A 23185-nucleotide genomic window follows, 5' to 3' on the forward strand; every position below is an offset into this window, starting at 1 on the left:
GTTCAGCTCCCCGCCACCTGGCCGCGGGCGGCGTCGATGAACTCGTCGATCGCCTGCACGCTGCGGAAGTTGTTGGGGTCGAGGTCGGTGTCGTGCACCGACAGCGCGAAGTGGTCCTCCACCCACGCGATCAGCTTGAGCAGGCCGAGGCTGTCGATCACGCCGTCGGCCAGCAGGTCGTAGTCGACCGCGAGGTCCTCCGGTGCCACGTCGGGCAGGAACTCGTCGATGACGAACTTCTTGATGGCGTCCGCGTTGCTCATGAGTTTCTTCCTTTGCTCCCGAATGCGTTTCGGTCAACCTTGCCGGTCGGTGTCTTCGGCAGCGGCTCGTCGGCGATGTGCATGGCCGACGGGATGGCCGCCTGCGGCAGCCGCCTCGCGCAGTGCTGGCGAAGGATGAGGCTGTTGAGCTTGCTGCCGCCGGCCCGCCGCACCGCGGCGACCAGCCTGCGGCCCGCGATCGGGTCGGGCACGGCGACGACCGCCGCCTCCAGCACCGCGGGGTGCTCGAGCAGCACGTGCTCGACCTCGGCGGTGTTGATCGCGACACCCCGTACCTTGACCTGGAAGTCGCTGCGCCCGATCAGGTAGACCCGGCCGTCCTCGGCACGCCTGACCAGGTCGCCCGAGCGGAACCACGGCCGCTCGTCGGCTCCGGCCGGGTGCGGCACGAACTTGTCCGTGTGCCGGGTGCGGTCGAGGTACCCGGCCGCCTGGAACGGCGTGCTCACGTACAGCTCACCGGTTCCCGGTCCTTCGAGGACAGTGCCTTCGGCTGTCATGACCAGCGTGTGGACACCTGGCAGCGGCGTGCCGATCGAGACCGGCGCGGTCGCGTCCGTGCCGAGGTGGTGGATGAAGCTGTCGTTGGTCTCCGTGCATCCGTAGATGTTGTGCAGCGACGCACGGGGGAACAGGTTCGGCAGCTCGGCGAGCGTGCGGTCCGGGATGGCGTCGCCGGTGAACATCACGCGGTCCACGCTTTCCAGCCTGTCCACCGCGGGCTGCACGACGTCCAGCAGCAGGCCGAAGAACATCGGTACGGCCTGGATGACGTTGACCTCGTGCCGTACGAGCATGTCCAGCAGGTGCCTGCCGTTGGCCGCGTAGTCGGGGTCGACGAGCACGACCCGGCCGCCGTGCGCCAGCGTGGTCCAGATGTCGAGCAGGCACAGGTCGAAGTTCAGCGGCGCGTAGTTCAGCACGGTCCGGCCCGGCCGGATGTCGAACTCCGCGCCCGCCCACTCGACGAACCGGTCGATGCCCTGCTGCGGCAACGGAACGATCTTCGGCAAGCCGGTCGATCCGGACGTGGTCAGCATGAACCGCACGCCGTCCACATCGGATGCCTCGACGGCCGGTCGCGAGACCTCGGGGTCCGGGACGAACTCCGGCTCGCCTTCGGGCGCGTACACGGCCTGGCACCCGGCCTGGGCGAACAGGCTGGTCAGCGCCGAGTTGGCGAGCGCGGGCGACGGCAGCAGGAACCGGCGTCCGCTCAGGACGGCGCCGAGGACCAGCGCGACCGCCTGCGGGGACTTCTTGACCAGCAGGCCGATCGGTTCGCCCGGCTGGAGGTTCGACCACTCCAGCCGGGCCCTCGCCTTGTCGGCGAGTTCGTACAGCTCGCCGTACGTGGTGACCTCGCCGTGCCAGACCAGTGCTGGCGCACCGGGTCTGCGGCTGACCTGGGTAAGCAACCGCTCTCGGAAGGTACTCATCACTCCCCCAGCTCGACCCACCCGCTCTTGAGAGCGGGACCAGTCGGTGTCTTGCACGAGAACCGGACGAACTTCTCGTCCTGCTGCAACACGATCTCCAATGGCGTCTCGGGCGAGACGGCTGAGGAGAACCTCGCGCCGATGCTCTTGACCCGATCAGCGTCACCACCGGCGTAGCGGTCGATGACCTCTTCGGTGACGACCGCGAGCACGCTCATCCCGTGTGCGATCACACCGTTCTCGAAGCCCGCTTGGACAGCCGCGTTGTCGTCCAAGTGAATCGGGTTGAGGTCGCCGGAGGCGTAGGCGTACTTGGTCACGGTCTCACGTGCGATCGACCGCGTGACAACGGTCGGCTCGGCCGTGCTGCCCTTGCCGGGGTGCGGCGGGAGCTGGCCGAAGGTGTCCGGGGTGACCGCGCCGACGAGCATCGCCCCGGTGATCAGCTCGGCGAACTGCTCGCCGTCCTCGCCCAGCAGCGCCACCTTCATCGCCACCTGGACGCCCTTGAGGCTCTTGCGGGTGCCGACGACGTCGAGCGCCACGGTGACCGGCTCGTCCGGCCTGATCGCCCGCCGCACGTGGATCTCCTGCGACAGGTGCACGCGGCCGAGCGGGGAGCCGTCCGCGGTGGCCGCGCCGATCATCCCGACCGACTCGTCGATCACGGGTGAGGCGAGCACGAAGGCGTGCAGCGGGGATGCCTTGCCGTCCCCGTCAGCGAGTCCACTCCGGACCACTTCGCGGTAGGTCGCGAGCTCGTCCGCGTCCACCTTGCGGACAGCCTTCGCCGAAAGCGTGGGGGTCATACCGGCTTCACCACCAGACAGGCGTTGTGGCCCCCGAACCCGAACGAGTTCGACAGCGCCGGACCGCTCGCCACGTTGCGAGGACTGCCGTGCACGACGTCGATCCGCATTCCCGGTTCGAGGTGCTCATGGTTTGCGGTTGGGGGCACCACGGACTCGCGCATGGCCATCACCGTGGCGATCAGCTCGACCGAGCCAGCGGCTCCGATCAGGTGCCCGATGACGCCTTTCGACGAGGTCACCGGCGGGCCGTCCGGCCCGAAAACCTTGTGCAGCGCGACCGCTTCGGCGCGGTCGTTGTGCGGTGTGGACGTTCCGTGCGCGTTGACGTGCACGATGTCGCGTGGCTCCAGCCCGGCGCCGGCGATCGCCCTGCTCATCGCGGCGACCGCACCCGCGCCGTCCGAGGCGGGCATCGACAGGTGGAACGCGTCGCTGGTGGCCGCGTAGCCCGCGATCTCCGCGTACAGCCGAGCTCCTCGGGCGCGGGCGTCGTCCGCGCGTTCCAGTACGACGAAACCCGCGCCCTCGCCCATGACGAACCCGTCGCGGTCCTTGTCGAACGGCCGCGACGCGATCACCGGGGTGTCGTTGCGGCTCGTCGTGACGGCGTTGAGATTCCCGAACGCGGCCAGCGTGACCTCAGTCATGATCGACTCGCAGCCACCGGCCAGCACGACGTCCGCCTGGCCGGTCCGCAGCAGCATCCGGGCGTAGCCGATCGAGTCCGCGCCACTGGCGCACGTGGACGCGATGGTCAGCGCCGGGCCGCGCCACCCCAGTCTCATGCTCAGCGCGGCAGCCGCGGCGTTCGGCATGTTGATCAACGGCATCAACGGGTTCACCTTGGCCGGGCCGCCGATGTGGAAGTTGCGTGTCTCGTCGTCGCTGGTTCGCCTGCCACCGACGGCGTTGCCGATGACGATCGCCGCCCGGTCCTTGTCCACACTCGGCAAACCCGCGTCGGCGTGCGCCTGCAAAGCAGCGGCGACGCCGTAACGCGCGAACGGGTCCAGCCGCCGGGCCTCCTTCGCGCCGAGCACGTCGAGGTCCTCGAATCCCCTGACGCGGCAGCCGATGCGCACCTTGTGCTCGTCCAGCCTCATCCCGGTCAGTTCGGCTGCTGTCGAACGACCTGCCCGCAGCACCGCCCAGAACTCGTCGAGCCGGCATCCCGCCGGCGTGACCACGCCCATCCCGGTGATCACCACGCTGGCCGTCATCTCGGCTCCCTCCTGCTCTGAGGGCAAGTTGTACGTGGGCCGCCGCAAGCCGGGCGCAATACACCGGGGCCGGTACACGCAGCGCGACCGGCAGTGACTGCTTCACGCGACCGGGCGTGAGAAGTTCATGGTGTAGGGGTAGACGGTCACATATCGCTCGGCAATCCTTTGGGCAGCGTCTGAGGGGCGCTTGTTGCCCTAATCGACTGTGTCGATCCTTCTGGGGTGGTCGGAAATGCTCATCAGGCTGACGGGTCTCATCACCATCGAACGTGATGACGCCCCGCCGCGGCACTTGTCCAGTGCGCAGGCGCAAGTGGCGTTCGCACGGCTGACGCTGGAACGCGCCGGTGGCACGAGCCGCGACCTGCTGGCCGACACCGTGTGGCCGGAGGGACTGCCGGACACGTGGGCGTCCGCGCTGCGCAGCGTGGTCAGCCGGGTCCGCGGATTCGTTGTGGGCGGCGACATCGCGGCGAGCCCGCCGATCATCGCACAGGGCGGGCGGTACCTGCTCAAGCTCCCCGCCGGGGCGACTGTCGACCTGGAACTGGCCGAAACCGATGTGGCACAGGCGAGTGAGGCGTTCGGCAAAGGTGAGTTCGCGGACGCGGAACGACTCGCCTCGGCGGCTGTGGCCACGCTGGAAAGGCCGTTCCTGCCCGACCACGAAGGCGAGTGGGTCACCAGCGTCCGGGAGCGGACCGCCGAACTGCTTGTGTCGGCGTTGGAAACAGCGAGTCTGGCGGCGTCCGCCCGGCACGACGAACGCAACTCCCTCAGGTTCGCCGACGAGGCGGTCCGCCGCGCCCCGCTCAGGGAAAGCGCGCACCGCTGCCGGATGACGGCGCACGTCGCCGCGGGCAACCGCGCGGAGGCGCTGAAGTCCTACCACGAACTACGCCGGATGCTCGCCGAGGAACTCGGGATCGACCCGGCGCCGGAAACCCAGGCCGCGTACGCGGAACTGCTCGGCAGCCCGGTCGTGGCACCTGCGCGGAAACGGGCGCCGCGCGTGCAGAGCTCTGCGCCGTTCGTGGGACGCCGCCAGGAACTGGCGCGGTTGTCGGCCACCTGGGCGCAGGTCGAGGACGGCGCGAGCCACATGGTCCTCGTCACCGGCGAACCGGGCATCGGCAAGACCCGACTGGTCACCGAACTGGCCAAACGGATCAGCGTCGCGGGTGGTGTGGTGATGTACGGCCGCTGCGACGACACGGCCGGCGGTACGGCCTCCGTGCCGTGCCAGGCTTTCGTCGAGGCCGCCAGCGGGTTCGTCGCCGCCACACCGCAAGACGCACTGCCCCCGTTGGCGAGGGCGACGCTGCGCACGATAGCGGACCCGATGGCGTCCACACGGGCCGATCTGCTGCTCGCCCTGACCGACCTGCTGATCAAAACAGCGTCAGAGCGACCGGTTTACGTCGTACTCGACGACCTCGACCTGGCCGACGACGACACGTTCGTGCTGCTGCGCAGGCTGGCCCGGCGCAGGCACGGAACGTCCTTGCTGGTCGCGGCCACCGCGGGAGCGGCTGGACATCGTCCAACCGCGGCAGGCGACTTCACCTCGGCGATCCACGACGTGGACAGGGACGGCTGGTTGCGCCGGATCGCGCTGACCGGGATGGACGAGTCCGACGTGCGCGCGTTGGTCCGCCGGATCGTGCCGGACGACCAGGGCCTGCCGCACCCGCAGCAGCTGGTCACCGACACCGCGGGGAACACGTTCCTGCTGCTGGAACTGCTGCGCTGGCACAGCGACCCGGACAGCACCAAGCCCGCGCTGCCGTCCGGCGCCGCGGACTACGCGAGCGCCCGGCTGGCCGCGATCGGCCACCCCGCAAGGCAATTGCTGCGGGCCGCGGCAGCCTCAGGCGCGAGCTTCGAGCTCGACCTGGTCGCCGAGGCCGCCGACCTGGCCGAGAACGAGGCGTTCGAGGCGCTGGACACCGTCGTCAACGACGGGATCGTGGCGGAAACCCCGGTGACCTACGAGTACCGGTTCGTGCACGACATCGTTCGCCGGGCGATCTACGAACAGGCAAGCGCCGCACGCAGACGCTGGCTGCACACCCGTCTCGCCGACGCGATCGAACACCGCCGCGCGGGTGAACTGCGCCGATACAGCCGCACGATGGCGCATCACCGCGCCGCGGGCGCGATCCCGCACGGGGACCAGCGCGCTGTCCGGTGGGGCTGGCGCGCGGCGGCGTGGGCGAGCCAGGACGGCGCGCCGCACGAGGCCGTTCACTTGCACCGCCAGGCGTTGCGGCACGTACCGTCGGCTGACCACGAACTGCGCGCCGAAGCGCTGACGAATCTCGGCTTGGCGCAGCTCGCCGCCGGCCACGACGAGTGCGAGCAGACGCTGCTGGACGGCGCGATCCAGGCGTTGCACAACGGACGGCTGAACATGGCCGCGCAGGCCGCGCTCGGGCTGGCCGACGTCGTCCAGGACAGGCCGAGGCTGCGCAGCGAGGCCGCGGCACTGATCGAAATGCTCGTCGGCGCAACGCCTCCCCGCGCGGTGAGCGCGATCGACGACGTCACGGTCGGCCGGTTGCTCGCCCGTCTGGCCCGGCTCGAGCGGCCCCTTCCCGTCGGCGCGAAGGCCGCGCTGACCGCGATGTCCCGTGAGCTGCAACTGCTGGAAGGGCCGGCGAACGTCCGGCGGCGGGCGCAGCTGGCCGGGGAGATGCTCGCGGTCGCGCAGGCTGTCGAGGACTCCTACGCGGCGGTCGTCGCGGCGCACCACCGTGCGATGGCGGCCGAGCTGGCCGGCGACGGCGCGCAGGCACTGGCCGACCTGGTGGAAGTGGTCGACGCGGCAGGCGAACGGCTCGGCCAGGCACTGCTGCTGGACCGTTCGGTGGCGGTCGCCGTGACACAGGGCCAGTTCGCCCAAGCGGTCGCGATGACCAACCGGGTGCACCGGGTGCCCGACGACACCGACCACCGGATCCACCCCGTACCAGGCAGTTTGGCCGCACGGCAGCTGCTCGTCGCGGGCTGGCTGCGCGGGAACGCCGACGACGGCTGGTTCACCAGCGCGCACGAAGCCGCTGAACGGTCGCTGGTCGCGTTGATAGGCGGGGAACGTGGCCTTCCTCACCTGACCGTGCGGGCGCTGGCCACCGGCGTCGAACCGTTGCCGTCGGGCGACGAATGGCCACATGTCGTTGGCCTGCTTGCCCTCGGCGCGCACGAACTGGGCGATCCGGCCACCGCGGAGGCGCTGCGCAAGCTGCTGGAACCCTATGCCGAGCTCAACTGCGGCATCGGTTACCGCACTTTCGCCGGATCGGCGTCATTCCATCTTGGCCGGTTGGCGGTTATCGTTGGAGACTGGGACGACGCGGAGCAGCACCTGACCGCGGCGCTCACCGGGTTCGGCGAACGCCAGGCCCGGCCGTGGACGGCCTTGACACAACTGGCGCTGGCACAGGCGATGGAGGCACGAGGACGCGCAGGAGACCGAAGGCGAGCGGAAACCCTGCGTGCGGAGGCGAACTGGACCCTCGCCAGCCTCGACCTGCATCCGCGGTCAGCGTAACCAACGGCCCCCTCGTGAGTGGTTCGGTCACACAACTACCTCACGAGGGGGCTGTTGCTTGCTCGGACGTCTCAACGCCGGTACAGCGTCCGGCCGGAGTCCGAGCGCCGGCGCGACGACACCGACCACGAGCACGAGGCCGGGGAGAGCTGGAGAATCGGCCGCACGACCCGCACACGGGCCTGGCCTGGCAGTGCGCGGCGGGATGACGCCCTGAGCTCATACATTTCGCTTCCTTCCTGTGTCGTGAGTGGTTCGGCCGGTTAGAACCGGCCGAACCACTCACGAGGACGTGCTCACGTGATGGAGACGCCACCGTCGACGCTGATGACCTGCCCCGTGGTGAAATCGCACTCCAGGAACAGGGCCATGCTGCGGGCGACCTCCTCCGGGGTGCCGAACCGCGGGATCGGCGACTTCTCCCTGATGTTGTCCATCACCGAGTCCGAGAGGTCCTTGGTCATGGTCGTCACCATGAAGCCGGGGGACAGCGCGTTCACCGTGACACCGCGGCGACCGCACTCGGCGGCCAGCGTGCGGGTGAACCCGATGACCCCCGCCTTGGAGGCCGAGTACGCCGTCTGACCGGCCGACGCGATCAGGCCGGACGGTGAGACGACGTTGACGATCCGGCCCCACCGCTTGCGCAGCATGTGTCCAACCGCGACGCGGGAGGTGTGGAACGTCCCGATCAGATTGGTCTCGATCACCTGGCGCCAGTCGTCGGGCGACTGCATGGCCATCAGGGCGTCCTTGCGGATACCGCCGTTGTTGACCAGGATGTCGATCGGTCCCAGCGCGTCCGAGATCTCCTTGTACATCTGGTTGACCGCTTCCCACGAGGCGACGTCACCGGTCACCACGCAGGAGTCGTTCTCCAGCTTGTCCGCCACGGCCTGCGCCCGGTCCTTCGACGAGTTGTAGTGCACGGCGACCCGGCACCCCAACGCGTCGAGCTCGATCGCGAGCGCTTGTCCCAGCCCGCCGGACGCGCCGGTCACGAGTGCGACCGGCGAGTCCGGGCGAGCGACGTCAACGAAAGACTTCCGGCTGCTCATGCCGAAACACCGCCCCACTTCAGAAGTGCCGACCCCCACGTCATGCCGGCCCCGAAACCCGCGAGCAGCACCAGGTCACCGTCTTTGAAGCGGCCTTCGTCCAGCGCCTCGCTCATCGCGATGGGCATCGACGCCGACGCGGTGTTGCCGTACTTCCACAGGTTGGTGACCAGCTTCTCCGGCTTGAGCCCGGTGTGGTCGAGGATCGAGTTGATGATCCTGATGTTCGCCTGGTGGGGAACGAAGTGATCGACGTCGTCGACCGTCAGCCCGGCCTGTTCGAGCGTGGCACGCACCGAACGGACGGTGAAACGGACCGCGTTGAGGTAGATCTCGTTTCCCTTGATCTCGGAGAAGTGCAGGCCGTCCGCGAACGTCGTCGCGGAGGTGGGCATCCGGCTGCCGCCGGCCTGCACGCGCAGGCTGTCCTGGCGCGAACCGTCCGCGCCGAGGTTCCACGCCAGCACCCAGTCGGTCTCGGTCGGTTTGAGCACGATCGCCCCGGCGCCGTCGCCGACCAGGATGGACAGATCGCGGTCGGCCGGGTTGATCTGCGTGGAGTGGGTGTCCGAGCCGATCAGCAGGATCGGTCTCGGATCCACCTTCATCAACGCCGCACCCGTGACCAGGCCGTAGATGAAACCGGAGCACTCCGCGTTGACGTCGTGCGCGGACCCGGCGATGCCGAGGCCGTGGTGCACGAACGCGGAAGTGGCCGGGGAGAGCTGTTCCGGCGTCGCACTCGCCACGATGAGGTGGGCGATGTCCTTGCCGGTCAACCCTGCCCGCTCCAGCGCCACCCGGCCCGCGTCGATCGCCAGCGAGGCGGTCGACTGGCCGGGGTCGATCGCCCTGCGCTCGTGGATCCCGCAGCGACTGATGATCCATTCCTCATCGATGTCGAAGCGGGCCGCGAGCTCGGTCGTGGTGACTCGGCGCTCGGGTACGGCCATGCCCCACCCGGCGATGTCGAAGCCGTCCACGCCGGACCTACGCTTTGGCCAGGCTGACGAGCTTGGCGTGCACGTCACGCATGGTCGTGGCGTCGTCGATGTCGCTGAACAGCGACTCGTCCGCACCGACGTGCGGGTACTTGTTCTGGAACCCGTAGAGCCACTCCATCAGGTCCAGCGAGTCGATGTCGGAGTTGCGCTGGATCGCGTCGTCGGGTCCCAGTTCGGCAGCGCCAGAGACGGCTGCCAGCTGGCCGGCCAGCTCTTCCACGGTGGGCAGTTCCATAACCTCGCTCCTCTCGTCACCCTGCCTGCCAAGCGGCGCCAGGGCTGCCGTGCTGAGGAGAACTAAACCCGGCGTCCCGCAACGAACGCGCAATCCAGGTGTGTCTTGCGCATCTCTTGCGCGGTGGCGGTGTGCTGGGTCCCGAACACTTTCGTTGCCCTCGCGCGCCAAATGCCTGAGGAGGCAGAACCGTGACGAGCACCATCAACCAGAGCGTCAGCACAGGCAAGGGCGGACGACCGACGCCACACGTGCGTGTCGCCATCATCGGCACCGGTTTCTCCGGCCTCGGCGTGGCGATCCGCTTGCTGCAGAACAAGGTCAAGGACTTCGTGCTGCTCGAGCGCGCCGGTGAGGTCGGCGGCACGTGGCGGGACAACACGTACCCGGGCTGCGCCTGCGACGTGGCTTCCGTGCTGTACTCGTACTCCTTCGCGCAGAAGTCGGACTGGAACAGCACGTACGGCACCCGCCAGGAACTGTTCGACTACCTCAAGGACGTCGCCGACCGCCACGGCGTGCGCCCGTACGTGAAGTTCGACCACGAGGTGCTGGCGGCCAAGTGGGACGAGAACCTGCGCCGCTGGCACATCAGGACCTCGCAGGGTGACTACACCGCGCAGGTCCTGGTCGCGGGCAGCGGGTACCTCAGCGACCCGGTGATCCCGGACGTCCCGGGCATCGAGGACTTCCAGGGCAAGATCATGCACTCGTCGCAGTGGGACCACTCCTACGAGCTCGACGGCCGCAACGTCGCGGTGATCGGCACCGGCGCGTCGGCGATCCAGTTCGTGCCCGCGATCCAGCCCAAGGTCGGGCACCTGGACCTGTACCAGCGCAGCGCGCCCTGGGTCGGGCCGAAGCCGGACAAGCAGATCAAAGGCGTGCACGGCTGGGCGCTGAAGCGCGTCCCCGGCTACCGCGCGTTCCGCCGTGGCTGGAACAAGAACGGCCGCGAGATCCTGGCGTTCCTGTTCAAGCGGCCACCGTTGGCCGAGAAGACCATCCAGGGCATGGCGCAGCGGCATCTGGCCAAGAGCGTGCCGGACGCCGAGCTGCGCGCGAAGCTGACACCGGACTTCGCGGTGGCGTGCAAGCGGTTGCTGTTCTCCAACAAGTGGTACCCGGCGATCCAGCAGGACAACGTGGAGATCATCGGCGGCGAGATCACCAAGGTCACCCAGAACGGGATCGTCGGTTCGGACGGCCGTGAACGCGCGGTCGACGCGATCATCCTCGGCACCGGGTTCCTGGCGACCAAGCGTCCAATCGCCGAGAAGCTCTCCGGCCGCGGCGGCGTTAAGCTCGCAGACGCCTGGGAGGCCGGCGGGATGAAGGCCTACCGGGGCACGACAGTGGCCGGGTTCCCCAACCTCTTCCTGATGCTCGGACCGAACACCACGCTCGGCCACTCCTCGCAGACGGTGATGATCGAGGCGCAGATCGCCTACGTCGTCGACGCGGTCAAGACCCTCGCCAAGCGCGGGCTGTCCAGCGTCGAGGTCGGTGCCGACGCGCAGGAGGCGTACAACAAGGAGATCGAGTCCCTGTTGGACGGTTCGGTGTGGGACGCGAAGACCTGCACGAGCTGGTACACCGACTCGACCGGCCGCAACCCGTCCATCTGGCCGGCGAACACACGCAAGTTCACCCGCGGCACCAAGAAGTTCGACCTGGACGCCTACCAGGTGGCGACTCTCGCCGGTGCCGAGACGCACGCCGACGTCAAGGCGTAGCGGGACATTTTCCTGACTGGAGGGGTTCGATGGGCAGCAGCGCACACTCCCGGCGCAATCTTCTGAAGGGCATCGGCGCCGGTGCGGTTGTGGTCGGCTGGAACGCGGTGACCGGCACGTGGGCCACGGCCGAGGCAGCGGCCTCGCCTGCCGTGGTCCCCTTGCCGCCCTTGGACGGCACGCTGGAGACGTCTTCGGCGGTGCTGGACGAGTTCTCGAAGGACTGGGGCGGTTTCGTCACCGCCAGGCCGAAGGCGGTGCTGCGGCCCGGTTCGGTGCAGGACGTCGTGAGGATCGTGAACTACGCGCGGGCGAACTGCCTGAAGGTCTCGGTGAACGGCCAGAGCGGCACCGCCGACGACCAGGAATCGCACTCCTTCTGGGGCAACGCGTCGGTGCCCGGCGGGATCTCGATCGACGCCAAGGGGTTCTCGAAGATCCACAGCATCACCGCGACCCACGCCGTCGTCGGCGCCGGTGTGTCGCTGCACCAGTTGTCCGCGGCCACGCTGGATCGCGGCCTGATCGTCCCGTCCCAGACGGACTACCTGCGCCTGTCGGTCGGCGGAGTCGGCTCGGTCGGCGGCTTCGGCGGCACAGTCCCGAAGTACGGCCTGTTCTCCGACATGATCGAGGAGATCGAGGTCGTCACCGGCGCGGGTCAGGTGCTGACGGCGTCGCCGTCGGTGCGGCCGGACCTGTTCAACGCGGTGATCAACGGCGCGGGGCAGGTCGCGGTCATCACGAAGGCGAAGGTGCGGCTGATGAAGGCGCCGCAACGGGTGCGGATGTTCACCCTGTCGTACACGGATCTGGCCAAGTGGCAGCAGGACCAGGAGTTCCTGATGCGCGACGGCCGGTTCACCCACCAGGGCGGCGGCTTCTCGCGCAAGCCGGACAACTCCGGCTGGTGGTACCAGATCGAGGTCGGCTACTACTACACACCGCCGGGGTCACCGAACGAAACCGCTTTGCTGGCGGGGCTGCACGACGAGCGTTCGGCGCTGCAGGTGCACGACCACCTGTTCCGCGACTGGACGTTCCGGGTGGACCCGGGTGAGCAGGCGTGGAAGGACGGCGGGTTCTGGGACGGGCCGCACCCGTGGCTGCACCTGCTCGTGCCCGCGTCGAAGATCCAGACGTTCGTGCCGTACGTGCTTTCGGAGCTCCAGGTGGAGCAACTGGGCGCGGGGTTCACGATCCTGTCGCCGTTCCAGACCGCGAAGGTGACCCGGCCGCTGTTCGCCAAGCCGAACGAGCCGGTCGCGTACCTGTGCGACCTGCTGCGGATGCCGCCGCCCGGCGACCCGGACATCCAGGCGTACCTCGCGCAGAACCGCAAGTTCTACGAGAAGCTGGTTTCGCTCGGCGGCAAGCGTTACATCATCGGCGCCGTCCCGGGGATGACACCGGCGCAGTGGCAGCGGCACTTCGGGGCGGCGTGGCCGTTCCTGGTGGCGTCCAAGCGCCGCTACGACCCGGACGGCGTGCTCACACCCGGTCAGGGGTTCTTCTCCTGACCTGTCTGGTCCTACTCGCCGTGGGACAAAGGGCGGGGGCAGGGCGCCGCTGGAAGGCCCCTGTCCTCGCTCCAGCCAAGAATCTAGGAGGTTGGGCCGTGAGCGGCTACGACATCATCGACGAGGCGTTCATCGACACATCGCCCGACCTCGTCTGGCAGGCGCTGGTCGCCGAACTGGGCGGGGCAGCGGGGTTCTGGGTCCCGTTCAACACGTTCGCCGCGACCGGGCCGGCCGACCAGGTCGGCACCGAGGTGAAGTGGACCGTGCACCCCAAGGGCGTGGACAAGGGCGGCCCGAAGCTGCGGTTCACGTCAAGGACAACGTTCGTGGACCCGGGCCGCAAACTGGCCGCGGAGTACTTCGAAGGTGTCTTCCGCGGCACGGTCACGTTCACGATCGAACCGGTGAACGGCGGACTGGCCACGCGGATCTCGATGCACTTCAAGGCGACGCCGCAAGGCGTGGCGAAGGTCCTCGGCAAGGTCGCGGACATCGGCGGCAAGCACTCGCAGGCGGCTCAGCTGGCGTTCGCCAACCTGGACACGAAGCTCGGCCGAAGGCACACAGCGAACGGAGTTCCGCGATGAACGTGACCACCAGCGATGGTGCTTCGCTCGCCATCTCCGTGCGCGGTCCTTCCGATGGGACCACGGTCGTCCTGTCGCACGGTTGGGCCGCCGGTCGTTCCGTGTGGGATTCCGTTTCCCCCCAGCTTGTTGCTGCTGGACTGCGAGTGGTCACCTATGACCAGCGCGGGCACGGTGAGTCCACTGTGGGCGTATCACCGATCGGGGTGGCCCGGTTCGCCATGGACCTCGGGGACGTGCTGGGCGCTGTCGGGGCTCAGGATGCTGTCGTGGTCGGGCACTCAGGTGGTGGTTTCGCTGCCTTGTGCCACGCGATCACGGATCCTTCCCGGATCGGCGGGCTGGTGCTGCTCGCCACTGCCGCTCACGAGCAGAACACGCCCAGGGGCGAGGTTCGGCTTATGGGCAACCCCGTGTTCTCTTTCGCTCTCCGGCGTGGGCCGTTGGGGCGCAAGATGATCAGCAGCACTGTGGGGCCTGGTATCTCGGCTGGGGCTTTGGAGGCTCACCGGGCTTTGTTCGCCGGGACCGACCGGAAGGTCAGAGCTGCTTGCTTCGGGTGTACCGCCGGGATGGATCTCCGGCCTGGGTTGGCTTCCGTTTCCGTTCCCGCTGTTGTCCTGCACGGTGACGCGGACACCGTTATCAAGGCGGAGTTGGGGCGGGTCGTCGCGGACACGTTGCCCAAGGCCGATTTCGAGGAGATCTCCGGGGTTGGGCATATGGTTCCGCTTGAGGCTCCTGAGCGGGTTGTTCGCTCAGTGCTCGAGCTTGCCACACGGTAGCGTGTGCTCCGCACCTGGCGCGCCGCTCTTGGTCACCACGGTTCGATTTGGGTGGGGCGACGCTTCTTCTCTCGGTGCCGGTCTTGTTCTTTGCTTTTCTTCTTCTTTGCTTTGGGATCCCTCGTGGGTACTCGGCCGCAGCTCGGTTTTAGACCGGGTACCCACGAGGAAGTTCTTCGTTTTCTCGTTCTTCCTAGTAGCGGTAGTGGTCCGGCTTGAACGGTCCTTCCACGTCCACGCCGATGTACTCCGCCTGTTCCTTCGTCAGCTTGGTCAGCCTCACTCCCAGTGCGTCGAGGTGCAGCCGGGCGACCTTCTCGTCGAGGTGCTTCGGCAGCCGGTAGACGTCCTTTTCGTACTCGCCCGGCTTGGTGTACAGCTCGATTTGGGCTATAGCCTGGTTGGTGAAGCTGTTCGACATCACGAACGACGGGTGGCCCGTCGCGTTGCCGAGGTTGAGCAGGCGTCCCTCGGACAGCACGATGATCGCGTGCCCGTCGGGGAAGGTCCAGGTGTGGACCTGGGGCTTGATCTCGAGCTTCTTGATTCCCTCGATCTTCGCCAGGCCAGCCATGTCGATCTCGTTGTCGAAGTGCCCGACGTTGCCGACGATCGCGTTGTGCTTCATCTTCGACATCTGCGCCGCCGAGATGATGCCGAAGTTGCCCGTCGTGGTGATGAACAGGTCACCCTTGTGCAGCACGTCGTCCAGCTCGACGACTTCCAGGCCTTCCATGGCCGCCTGCAGCGCGCAGATCGGGTCGATCTCCGTCACGACCACGCGGGCGCCCTGGCCGCGCAGCGATTCCGCCGCGCCCTTGCCGACGTCGCCATACCCGCAGATGACCGCGAGCTTCCCGCCGAGCATCACGTCCGTCGCCCGGTTGATCCCGTCGGCGAGCGAGTGCCGGATTCCGTACTTGTTGTCGAACTTCGACTTCGTGACCGAGTCGTTGACGTTGATCGCCGGGAACAGCAGTTCGCCGTCCAGTGCCAGCTTGTAAAGCCGCTTGACGCCGTTGGTCGTTTCCTCGGTCACGCCGCGGATCTCCGCCGCCACCTTGGTGAAGCGCTTCGGGTCCCTGGCGACGCTGTCCGCGATGGTCTTGAGGATCAGCTGGTATTCCTCGTTGTCGTCGTCCGTCGGCTGGGGCACCGCGCCCGCTGCCTCGAACTCCGCGCCCTTGTGGACCAGCAGGGTCGCGTCACCGCCGTCGTCGACGATCATGTTGGGCGGCTGGCCGTCCGCGAACTGGAACAGCTGGTCGGTGCACCACCAGTATTCCTCGAGTGTTTCGCCCTTCCAGGCGAACACCGGGGTTCCGGCCGGTGCGTCCACGGTCCCGTCGCGGCCGACGACGACAGCGGCGGCCGCGTGGTCCTGCGTCGAGAAGATGTTGCAGGACACCCAGCGGACCTCGGCACCCAGGTCGACCAGGGTCTCGATCAGCACGGCGGTCTGGATCGTCATGTGCAGCGAGCCGGCGACACGGGCGCCTGCCAGCGGTTTGCTGTCCGCGTACTCGCGCCGGATGGCCATCAGACCAGGCATTTCGTGCTCGGCGAGCTCGATCTCCTTGCGCCCGAACTCCGCGAGCGACAGATCCTTGACAGCGAATTCGAGACCGTTGACGGTCTTGTGCACAGAGAACACCTCCTACTGGTTCATAGGAGGCGCCCTTGCAGTCGTGGTTCAGGCCGAGCGTGGCGGACACGCCGGTGTCCGTTGCAGCGCCTCTCGGCCTGAATCCAGGTTGGCAGACCTTCAGCGGGGATGTCAACCGACGAAGAAGTCCGCCATCATCGCCATGTCCTCGTGCTCGAGGTTGTGGCAGTGCATCAGGTAACGCCCCCGATGACCCTCGAACCTGGCGAGCACCTCGACGGTCTCGTAGGCCGAATGTCCACTGTGTCTTTCCAGCCCGCGTCCCGCGCCCGCAGGCCGCCGCCACGCGAGATCACCTGAAAGTGTGCCAGGTGGAGGTGCACGGGATGGTGGAAGTCGCTCGACAGCCGCCACTTCTCCACGGCCCCCAGCCGCGGTGTGGCAATGATTTCCCCCGGCGCGTACATCCGGCCGTTGATCGTCCACATCCGCGCCCCGTGGTGCTGCATCGTGGTGCGGAAGTCGAACGTCCTTGTCACGGAAGCGGTTTCCAGCTTCTCGAAGTCGACCAGCCGGTCCGGCACGGGCGCGCTCACCGGGCCCCGGCGGGCGACGTCGAACCGCATGACCGGGCCGCCGAGCCGGTCGGTCAACGTGACCCGCGTGCCGACCGGATACGCGGCGAAGTCCACGAGCACGTCGAACCGTTCGCCGGGCGCGACAGGAGGCTCCCGTGCGCGTACGGTTCGCCGAGCAGTCCGGCGTCACTGCCGATCTGGACGAGGTCCCCACCGGGGTCGAGCGCGAGTTCGTACCTGCGGGCGTTGGAGCCGTTGACGATCCGCAGGCGGTAACGGGTCGCGTCGACGTCGAGCACCGGCCACGGCGCACCGTTGACCAGGACCACGTCACCGAGCACCCCGTTGACGTAGTCCTTTTCCACTCCAGGGCCGGAATCCAGGGCCGGGTACAGAAAGGACCCGTCTTCGTCGAAGGCGCGATCGGTCAGCAGCAGCGGCACGTCGTACTTGTCGCGCGGCAGGTCCAGCCTGTCCTCTTCGGCGGCGCCGACCAGGCACATCCCGGCCAGCCCACGCCACACCTGCGGAGCGGTGTGGTCCATCCGGTGGTCGTGATACCACAGCGTGGCCGCGCGTTGACTCATGGGATACGTGTACGTCTTGGCAGCAGCGGGTTTCACGAGGTCCGTCGGGTAGCCGTCGGACTCCGGCGGCGTCACACCGCCGTGCAGGTGCGTCGAGGCCGGCACGCCGAGCTCGTTGCGCACCTCGACCACAGCCTTGCTTCCTCGTCGCAAGGGGAACGTCGGACCGGGAAACATCCCGTCATACCCCCAGATCCTGGTCCGGGCGCCGGGAAGGATCTCCGCGTCCGCGGTCCGCTGCACCAACGTGTAGTACTCGACGTCACCGTCCACCTTGGTCGGTCGTGCGGCCAGCGGGATCGGCAGCGGCACGGCGAACGGTTGCGGCAACGGTCTGCGGCTGCGCAGCAACCCGTTGTTCCCAGCACCGCCGCGCCTGCCAGCAGCCCGAGAAATCCCCTCCGCGACCTCACGCCAACTCCGCACGACAGGAGAAGGTCATCGTGGCCAACGCGACAGCCGCGCCGAACAGCAACACCCCAGCGGGATGTGCAGTTGCAGGCCGCGCGTAACACCCAGATCCACGATTGCTTCTTCGCGACCACAGATCCTGCGGCTCGCGGACGGCCGAGCCATCTCGCGGCGGGCGTCTTCCGGAGGTACTCCCGTGGAGGTACGCGGCCGCGTTCATACGACTCTCGAAGTACAGTCAACGACCCGCTTGCCCGGATAGTCTGCGCAGGTGAGCAGCTATCGGCGATGGGCAGAGGACGGTGGTGTGGCCCTTGCCGTCGCGGCGCTGCTGATCGCCTTGATCGAGACGTCGCCGACGCACGTGAGCGTCACCACGTACACGCTCGCGCTGAGCAGTTCGCTGGCGATCACGCTGCGTCGCCGTTTCCCCGTGACCGTCCTGCTGTTCTGCCTGACGTGCACGGTGAACGTGTACATCATCGACCGGCCCGACATCCCCATCGAGCTCCCGTTGCTGTGCGCGTTGTTCTCGGCGATGCGTTACGGCCACCGCTTGATCGGCATCACCAGCGGTGCCGGGTATCTGCTGTCGATGGTGGTGATGAACGTCTTCATCCTGCCGGGGCATCCAGCGCGCGAGGAGATCCAGGACCGGATCATGCTGCTCGGCTGGTTCGTCGCGGCCATGATCCTTGGCGAGGCGGCCCGGCTGCGTGAGAAGCGCGCGGCCGAGCAGGTGCGCAATCAGGAGGAGACGATGCGCCGCCAGGCGGGCGAGGAGCGGCTGCGCATCGCCCGCGAGTTGCATGATTCCCTGACACACAGCATTTCGGTGATCAAGCTGCACGCCGGGGTGGCGGTGCACTTGGCGCGGAAACGGGGCGAGGAGGTGCCAGAGTCGTTGCTCGCGATCCAGGAGGCAAGCGGGGACGCGGTGCGTGAGCTCAGGGCGACACTCGGTGTGTTGCGTGGGACGCCGGATGACAACGGCCTCGATCGGCTCACCGACCTGATCGAACGCGCGCGGGGCACGGGGTTGCCCGTGCGGCTGACGATCACCGGGAGGCAACGGCGGTTGCCCACGGAGATCGACCGCGCCGCTTACCGGATCGTGCAGGAGGCGTTGACCAACGTGACCCGGCACGCCGAAGCGGATTCCGTCGACGTCCAGCTGGACTTCGACCCGCGGCTGCTGACCGTGCAGGTCGACGACGACGGCAAGGCGACCCCGGCGGCGTTGCCGGTTCCCGGGGTCGGGCTGATCGGGATGCGTGAGCGGATCACCGCGCTGGGCGGCTCGATGTCCGCGCGGCCACGGGAGAACGGTGGTTTCCGGGTACGAGCGGAGTTGCCGGTCCCATGATCCGTGTACTGCTTGTGGACGACCAGGCGTTGATCCGGGCCGGTTTCCAGGCCTTGCTCAGCGCGGAGGACGACATCACGGTCGTCGCCGACGCGTCCGACGGCGCGCAGGGTGTCTCGCTGGCGCGACAACACCGGCCGGACGTGGTGCTGCTCGACGTGCAGATGCCCGTGATGGACGGGATCGAGGCGACGCGGCAGATCGCGTCGGACCCGGCGCTGGCCGACGTGCACGTGGTCATGGTGACCAACTACGGCTTCGATGAATACGTCTTCAACGCCTTACGGGCAGGCGCGAGCGGGTTCCTCGTGAAGGACACCGAGCCCGCGGATCTGATCGCCGCGGTGCGTGTCGCGGCCCGCGGCGAGGCGTTGCTGTCGCCCGGCATCACCCGGCGGCTGATCAGCGAGTTCGTGTCCCGCGCGCCGCTGCCCGGCCCGGTTGTCGGCCTTGACCAGCTGACCAACCGGGAGAAGGAAGTGATGACGCTGGTCGCCAAGGGGCTGACCAACGAGGAGATCGCCAACCAGATGGTGATCAGCCCGGCGACCGCCAAGACCCACGTCAGCCGCGCGATGGTGAAGCTGCGTGCGCGGGACCGGGCCCAGCTGGTCGTCTTCGCCTACGAGTCGGGCCTGGTCAGGGTGACCTGACGCAGGCCGTTGACCAGGTCGCCGAGTGCGGTGGCCAGGTCGGTGCGCTGCTGCCGCGTCAGCACGGCCACCAGCGTTTCCTCGTGTTCGAGCAGTTCACGCACGGTCGACTCGATCAGCTCGTGACCGGCTGGGGTGAGCGTGACGGCGACAGCGCGGCGTGACGCCGTGGACTTCGAGCGGGTCACCAGGCCCGCGTCCTCGGCGCGGGCGACTCGCTGCGACACGGCGCCGGCTGTGACGAATGTGCGCTCGGCGATCTGGCGCGTGGTCAGCGTGTAGGGATCGCCCGCACGACGCAGCGTGCTGAGCAGGTCCAGCGTGGCGGGCTCCACGCGCAGGCGGCGCAGCGTCCGCATGCGCTCGTCCGCGAGCAGCTTCGCCACCTGCCACAACGGGGTGATGATCTCGATCGACCCGGCTGAGACGCCGGGCAGCTCCCGGCGCCAGGCCTGCGCCACGGCGGCGGCGCTGGCCTCGGGGGGCATGTCGAACGGATAGCCGTCCCTGACACCGGTCACCGCGATCTCCTGTACATTTAGATCTAAACGTTTAGAGCTAAATGTACAGGAGGGGAACCCGTGACCCGAATCGTGGTCGTGACCGGCGGCAGCAAGGGCATCGGCCGGGCGGTCGCCGAACGTTTCGCCAAAGCCGGGGACGACGTCGTGATCACCGGGCGGGACGAGACCGCGCTGGCCGACGCCGCGCGTGAACTCGGTGTCCGCGCGGTGCGCGGCGACGTCACCTCGCCCGGTGACATCCGGGCGCTGGCCGAGCAGGTCGGCGAACGAGTCGACGTGCTGGTCAACATGGCGGGCGGGAACACCGACTTCCGCCGCCCCGCAACCGGACCGGCCCTGGAGGAGATCGCCGCCGCCTGGCAGGCCAACCTCGACGCCAACCTGCTCGGCACCGTCTTCACCACCACCGCGCTGCTGCCCGCGATCTCCAACGGCGGCGCGATCGTCAACGTCGGCTCGATTGCCGCCGAGTACGCCGGACACGCCTACGGCGCGGCGAAAGCCGCCGTCCAGGCGTGGACGGCCGGGCTCTCGGCGGAAGTCGGGCCGAGGGGCGTCACCGCCAACACGGTGTCGCCCGGCTACATCGCCGAAACGGAGTTCTTCAACGGACAACTCAGCGACGACCGCATAACCCAGCTGATCGACGCCACGCACGACAAGCGCGCCGGCGTGCCCGACGATGTGGCCGCGACCGTGGAATTCCTCGCGTCACCAGGAGCACGGCACATCACCGGGCAGATCATCCACGTCAACGGGGGTGCGTACACCACCCGATGACTAGGGAGGGGTGACGACGAGGCACGCGTTGTGCCCGCCGAAACCGAAGGAGTTCGACAGGGCCGGACCGGGTGTGATCGGGCGTGGGCTGCCGTGCACCACGTCGATTTCCATGCCCGGTTCGAGCTCTTCGTGGTTCGCGGTCGGCGGGACCGTGGCGTTCTGCAACGTCAGCACCGTGGCGATCGCCTCGACGGCTCCCGCCGCGCCGATCAGGTGGCCGATCACGCCCTTGGTCGACGTGACCGGCGGGCCGCCGGGGCCGAAAACCTTCTGCAGGGCGTTGGCTTCGGCGCGGTCGTTCAACGGCGTCGACGTGCCGTGGGCGTTGACGTGCACGATGTCCGACGCTTGCAAACCCGCGTCGGTGATGGCCTGTGTCATCGCCGCCACCGCGGAAGCACCGTCGGGCAACGGCATCGACAGGTGGTACGCGTCCGCCGTGCACCCGTAGCCCGCCACGATGCCGTGGATCCGGGCGCCGCGTGCTTTGGCGTCCTCGAGGCGTTCCAGGACGACGAACCCCGCACCTTCGCCCATCACGAAGCCGTCGCGGTCCTTGTCGAACGGCCGGGAAGCCTTGCCGGGCGCGTCATGCCGGTTCGACACAGCGTTCAGCTTGCCGAACGCGGCCAACGTCAACGGGCTGACCGTGGATTCCGCGCCACCGGCCAACACCACGTCGGCCCGGTTGGTGCGCAGCATGAGGACTGCCTGGCCGATCGCGTCGACGCCTGCCGCGCAGGTCGTGGCGATGGTCATCGCCGGCCCCCGCCAGCCGAGTTTCATCGCCAGCGTGGCAGCCGCCGCGTTGGGCATGCTGACCAACGGCAGCAACGGATTCACCCGCTGCGGCCCGAACAGGTAGTAGTTGCGGGCATCCTTGTCCGTTGTCCGGCGGCCACCGACCGCGTTGCCGACCACCACGGCGGTCCGGCCCGGGTCGGGCGTCGGTGATCCGGCGTCGGCGAAGGCGGTCAGGCCAGCCGACACGCCGTACCACGCGAACGGGTCCATCCGGCGGGCTTCCTTGGCGGTGACCAGGTTCAGGTCCTCGATCCCGCGTACCGCGCAGCCGAAACGCGGCAAGTCGTTCTCGGCCGCGTCCTGCACGTCCAACGGCGCCGCCACCGACTTGCCCGCGAGCACGGTCGTCCAGAAGTCGTCCACTGTGGACCCTGCTGGGCTGACGACGCCCAGTCCGGTGATCGCGATCATGACAGCAGGCCCGTCTGCCGGGCGGCGCTGACGAACGCGTCGATCGCGAAGTCGATGTCCGCGCGGCTGTGCGCGGCGGTGATCGCGATCCGCAGCCTGGCCAGCCCCGGCGGCACGGCCGGGCTGATCACCGGCAGGCCGATCACCCCGGCCTTGCGCAGCGCGCTGGCGTAGTCCCACGCGTTCTGATCCGAGCCGACGATCAACGGCACGACCGCGGTCTCGCTGTCGGCCGTGTTGAAGCCGGCCTGCTTGACGATGTCACGGAAACGCGCCGACTCGCGCTGGGCGTAGGTCACGCGTTCCGGCTCGCGGTCCAGGATCCGCAGCGACTCCAGCGCCGCGCCGACCTGAGCGGGCGCGAGCGCCGCGGAGAACAGGAACGGCCGGGCGAAGCGCTTGACGTAGTCCATGAACGGCTTGGACCCGACGATCCAGCCGCCGTTGGCCGGGACCGCCTTGGACAGCGTGCCGACCTTGATGTCGGCCCGCACCTTGTACTCGAAGTGCTCCTCGATGCCGCGGCCGGTCGCGCCGATCACGCCGAGCGCGTGCGCCTCGTCGACCATCAGCAACGCGCCGTGCCGGTCGCACACCTCGCGCAGTTCGGGCAGCGGCGCGATGTCGCCGTCCATCGAGTACACGCTGTCGACGATCACCAGCCGCGTCCCGCCCGGCTCGGCCGCGGCCAGCCTGCGGTCGAGGTGACCGGGGTCGTTGTGCCGGAACCGGGTCAGCGTCGCACCGGTCAGCTGCGCACCATCCACAATGGACGCGTGGTCGAGCTTGTCGAGGAAGATCGTGTCGCCAGGACCGCACAGCGCGCCGATCGTGCCGACGTTGCCCGCGTATCCCGAGCTGAACACGAGCGCGCTCTCCCTGCCGAGGAAGTGCGCGACCTCCTCTTCGAGCTCCTCGTGCAACGGGATCGTGCCCGCCAGCGCGCGGACACCCGGAGTACCGGTTCCGTACTCGTCGATCGCGGCCTTCGCGGCGGCCACGACACGCGTGTCGCCGTTGAGGCCGATGTAGCCGTAGCCGGACATCATCAGCAGGCGCTCACCGTCCAGCATCACGTACGGGGTGTTGCCATCCGCTGTGTACGGCACGAAGTTGTTGCGGCGGCTGGAGTCCCACTCGAGCTGCCTGATCCGCTGGCCGACAGCTTCGATCTTCGGCTCGAGGTGCCGCCAGGCTTCCGGTGCGTTCACGGTGCGTCTCCT

22 protein-coding genes and 1 riboswitch are annotated in these 23185 nt (G+C 68.3%); of the genes, 8 read left to right on the plus strand and 14 right to left on the minus strand.

The window, feature by feature from the left end; all coding sequences use genetic code 11:
- Positions 1-2: 2 nt before the first annotated feature.
- The 4 genes from AOZ06_RS42080 to AOZ06_RS42095 are packed head-to-tail and all read right to left on the minus strand — an operon-like array spanning position 3 to position 3755.
- Positions 3-263: an acyl carrier protein gene (locus tag AOZ06_RS42080; RefSeq protein ID WP_054294468.1), complete on the minus strand. Its 261-nt coding sequence runs from the start codon at positions 261-263 to the stop codon at positions 3-5.
- Complete coding sequence (locus AOZ06_RS42085) at positions 260-1723, minus strand: AMP-binding protein (RefSeq protein ID WP_054294469.1); 1464 nt, start codon at positions 1721-1723, stop codon at positions 260-262. Before AOZ06_RS42085 ends, AOZ06_RS42080 begins: the two co-directional genes overlap by 4 nt.
- Entirely contained in the window at positions 1723-2532 is an 810-nt protein-coding gene (locus AOZ06_RS60855) for a MaoC/PaaZ C-terminal domain-containing protein (RefSeq protein WP_054294470.1), read from the minus strand. Before AOZ06_RS60855 ends, AOZ06_RS42085 begins: the two co-directional genes overlap by 1 nt.
- A complete protein-coding gene (locus AOZ06_RS42095) occupies positions 2529-3755 on the minus strand; it encodes a beta-ketoacyl-[acyl-carrier-protein] synthase family protein (protein ID WP_054294471.1) in 1227 nt (408 codons plus the stop codon). The genes AOZ06_RS60855 and AOZ06_RS42095 overlap by 4 nt, the downstream gene beginning before the upstream one ends.
- Positions 3756-3990: 235 nt before the next feature.
- On the opposite strand from AOZ06_RS42095, the gene AOZ06_RS58185 reads away from it, so the two are divergent.
- Positions 3991-7311, plus strand: coding sequence for an ATP-binding protein (locus AOZ06_RS58185; RefSeq protein WP_054294472.1), 3321 nt, complete (start codon positions 3991-3993; stop codon positions 7309-7311).
- Between the two features lie 296 nt (positions 7312-7607).
- Here AOZ06_RS58185 and AOZ06_RS42105 read toward each other — a convergent pair whose 3' ends face one another.
- Genes AOZ06_RS42105 through AOZ06_RS42115 form a run of 3 tightly spaced genes read right to left on the minus strand, consistent with a single transcriptional unit; the run spans position 7608 to position 9608 of the window.
- Positions 7608-8369, minus strand: a complete 762-nt coding sequence (locus AOZ06_RS42105; protein WP_054294473.1) for a 3-oxoacyl-ACP reductase family protein — start codon at positions 8367-8369, stop codon at positions 7608-7610.
- Entirely contained in the window at positions 8366-9352 is a 987-nt protein-coding gene (locus AOZ06_RS42110; RefSeq protein WP_054294474.1) for a 3-oxoacyl-ACP synthase III family protein, read from the minus strand. Before AOZ06_RS42110 ends, AOZ06_RS42105 begins: the two co-directional genes overlap by 4 nt.
- Before the next feature lie 7 nt (positions 9353-9359).
- The gene (locus tag AOZ06_RS42115) at positions 9360-9608 is read right to left on the minus strand and encodes a hypothetical protein (protein ID WP_054294475.1); all 249 of its coding nucleotides are present in this window, start codon (positions 9606-9608) and stop codon (positions 9360-9362) included.
- 191 nt (positions 9609-9799) lie between these two features.
- Between AOZ06_RS42115 and AOZ06_RS42120 the strand changes: the two genes are divergently transcribed.
- From AOZ06_RS42120 to AOZ06_RS42135, 4 genes are all read left to right on the plus strand, one after another.
- Positions 9800-11344: a flavin-containing monooxygenase gene (locus tag AOZ06_RS42120; RefSeq protein WP_054294476.1), complete on the plus strand. Its 1545-nt coding sequence runs from the start codon at positions 9800-9802 to the stop codon at positions 11342-11344.
- A 29-nt stretch (positions 11345-11373) separates the two neighbouring features.
- Positions 11374-12864: an FAD-binding protein gene (locus tag AOZ06_RS42125; RefSeq protein ID WP_054294477.1), complete on the plus strand. Its 1491-nt coding sequence runs from the start codon at positions 11374-11376 to the stop codon at positions 12862-12864.
- Between the two features lie 98 nt (positions 12865-12962).
- Complete coding sequence (locus AOZ06_RS42130) at positions 12963-13454, plus strand: SRPBCC family protein (RefSeq protein WP_063810213.1); 492 nt, start codon at positions 12963-12965, stop codon at positions 13452-13454.
- On the plus strand, positions 13451-14239 hold the full coding sequence (locus AOZ06_RS42135; protein ID WP_054294479.1) for an alpha/beta fold hydrolase: 789 nt from the start codon (positions 13451-13453) through the stop codon (positions 14237-14239). Before AOZ06_RS42130 ends, AOZ06_RS42135 begins: the two co-directional genes overlap by 4 nt.
- A 193-nt stretch (positions 14240-14432) precedes the next feature.
- Here the strand turns inward: AOZ06_RS42135 and ahcY are convergent, their stop codons facing one another.
- From ahcY to AOZ06_RS42145, 4 genes are all read right to left on the minus strand, one after another.
- A complete protein-coding gene (gene ahcY, locus AOZ06_RS42140; protein WP_417999916.1) occupies positions 14433-15884 on the minus strand; it encodes an adenosylhomocysteinase in 1452 nt (483 codons plus the stop codon).
- Between the two features lie 20 nt (positions 15885-15904).
- Positions 15905-15985, minus strand: a riboswitch (S-adenosyl-L-homocysteine riboswitch).
- 31 nt (positions 15986-16016) lie between these two features.
- Entirely contained in the window at positions 16017-16079 is a 63-nt protein-coding gene (locus AOZ06_RS61170; protein ID WP_250637106.1) for a multicopper oxidase domain-containing protein, read from the minus strand.
- Positions 16079-16543: a multicopper oxidase domain-containing protein gene (locus tag AOZ06_RS61175; protein ID WP_250637098.1), complete on the minus strand. Its 465-nt coding sequence runs from the start codon at positions 16541-16543 to the stop codon at positions 16079-16081. Before AOZ06_RS61175 ends, AOZ06_RS61170 begins: the two co-directional genes overlap by 1 nt.
- On the minus strand, positions 16495-17436 hold the full coding sequence (locus AOZ06_RS42145; RefSeq protein ID WP_236951913.1) for a multicopper oxidase family protein: 942 nt from the start codon (positions 17434-17436) through the stop codon (positions 16495-16497). The genes AOZ06_RS61175 and AOZ06_RS42145 overlap by 49 nt, the downstream gene beginning before the upstream one ends.
- Positions 17437-17692: 256 nt before the next feature.
- Here AOZ06_RS42145 and AOZ06_RS42150 point away from each other — a divergent pair, with 256 nt between their 5' ends.
- Together AOZ06_RS42150 and AOZ06_RS42155 are read left to right on the plus strand one after the other, a co-directional pair.
- Entirely contained in the window at positions 17693-18787 is a 1095-nt protein-coding gene (locus tag AOZ06_RS42150; RefSeq protein ID WP_054294481.1) for a sensor histidine kinase, read from the plus strand.
- Positions 18784-19440, plus strand: a complete 657-nt coding sequence (locus AOZ06_RS42155; protein WP_054294482.1) for a response regulator — start codon at positions 18784-18786, stop codon at positions 19438-19440. The genes AOZ06_RS42150 and AOZ06_RS42155 overlap by 4 nt, the downstream gene beginning before the upstream one ends.
- Here the strand turns inward: AOZ06_RS42155 and AOZ06_RS42160 are convergent.
- Positions 19410-19961: a MarR family winged helix-turn-helix transcriptional regulator gene (locus tag AOZ06_RS42160; RefSeq protein WP_236951914.1), complete on the minus strand. Its 552-nt coding sequence runs from the start codon at positions 19959-19961 to the stop codon at positions 19410-19412. The genes AOZ06_RS42155 and AOZ06_RS42160 overlap by 31 nt on opposite strands.
- A gap of 60 nt (positions 19962-20021) precedes the next feature.
- On the opposite strand from AOZ06_RS42160, the gene AOZ06_RS42165 reads away from it, so the two are divergent.
- Entirely contained in the window at positions 20022-20744 is a 723-nt protein-coding gene (locus AOZ06_RS42165) for an SDR family NAD(P)-dependent oxidoreductase (RefSeq protein ID WP_054294483.1), read from the plus strand.
- Here the strand turns inward: AOZ06_RS42165 and AOZ06_RS42170 are convergent, their stop codons facing one another.
- Both AOZ06_RS42170 and AOZ06_RS42175 read right to left on the minus strand, forming a co-directional pair.
- Positions 20745-21962 carry a beta-ketoacyl-[acyl-carrier-protein] synthase family protein gene (locus tag AOZ06_RS42170; protein ID WP_054294484.1) on the minus strand — a complete coding sequence of 406 codons (1218 nt, stop codon included), beginning with the start codon at positions 21960-21962 and terminating at the stop codon, positions 20745-20747.
- Positions 21959-23173 (minus strand): aminotransferase class I/II-fold pyridoxal phosphate-dependent enzyme, encoded by a 1215-nt coding sequence (locus tag AOZ06_RS42175; protein ID WP_054294485.1) that lies wholly within the window; start codon positions 23171-23173, stop codon positions 21959-21961. The genes AOZ06_RS42170 and AOZ06_RS42175 overlap by 4 nt, the downstream gene beginning before the upstream one ends.
- Between the last annotated feature and the right edge of the window lie 12 nt (positions 23174-23185).

Origin of the sequence: Kibdelosporangium phytohabitans, assembly GCF_001302585.1 — a bacterium.
In the GTDB taxonomy this organism is placed as follows: domain Bacteria; phylum Actinomycetota; class Actinomycetes; order Mycobacteriales; family Pseudonocardiaceae; genus Kibdelosporangium; species Kibdelosporangium phytohabitans.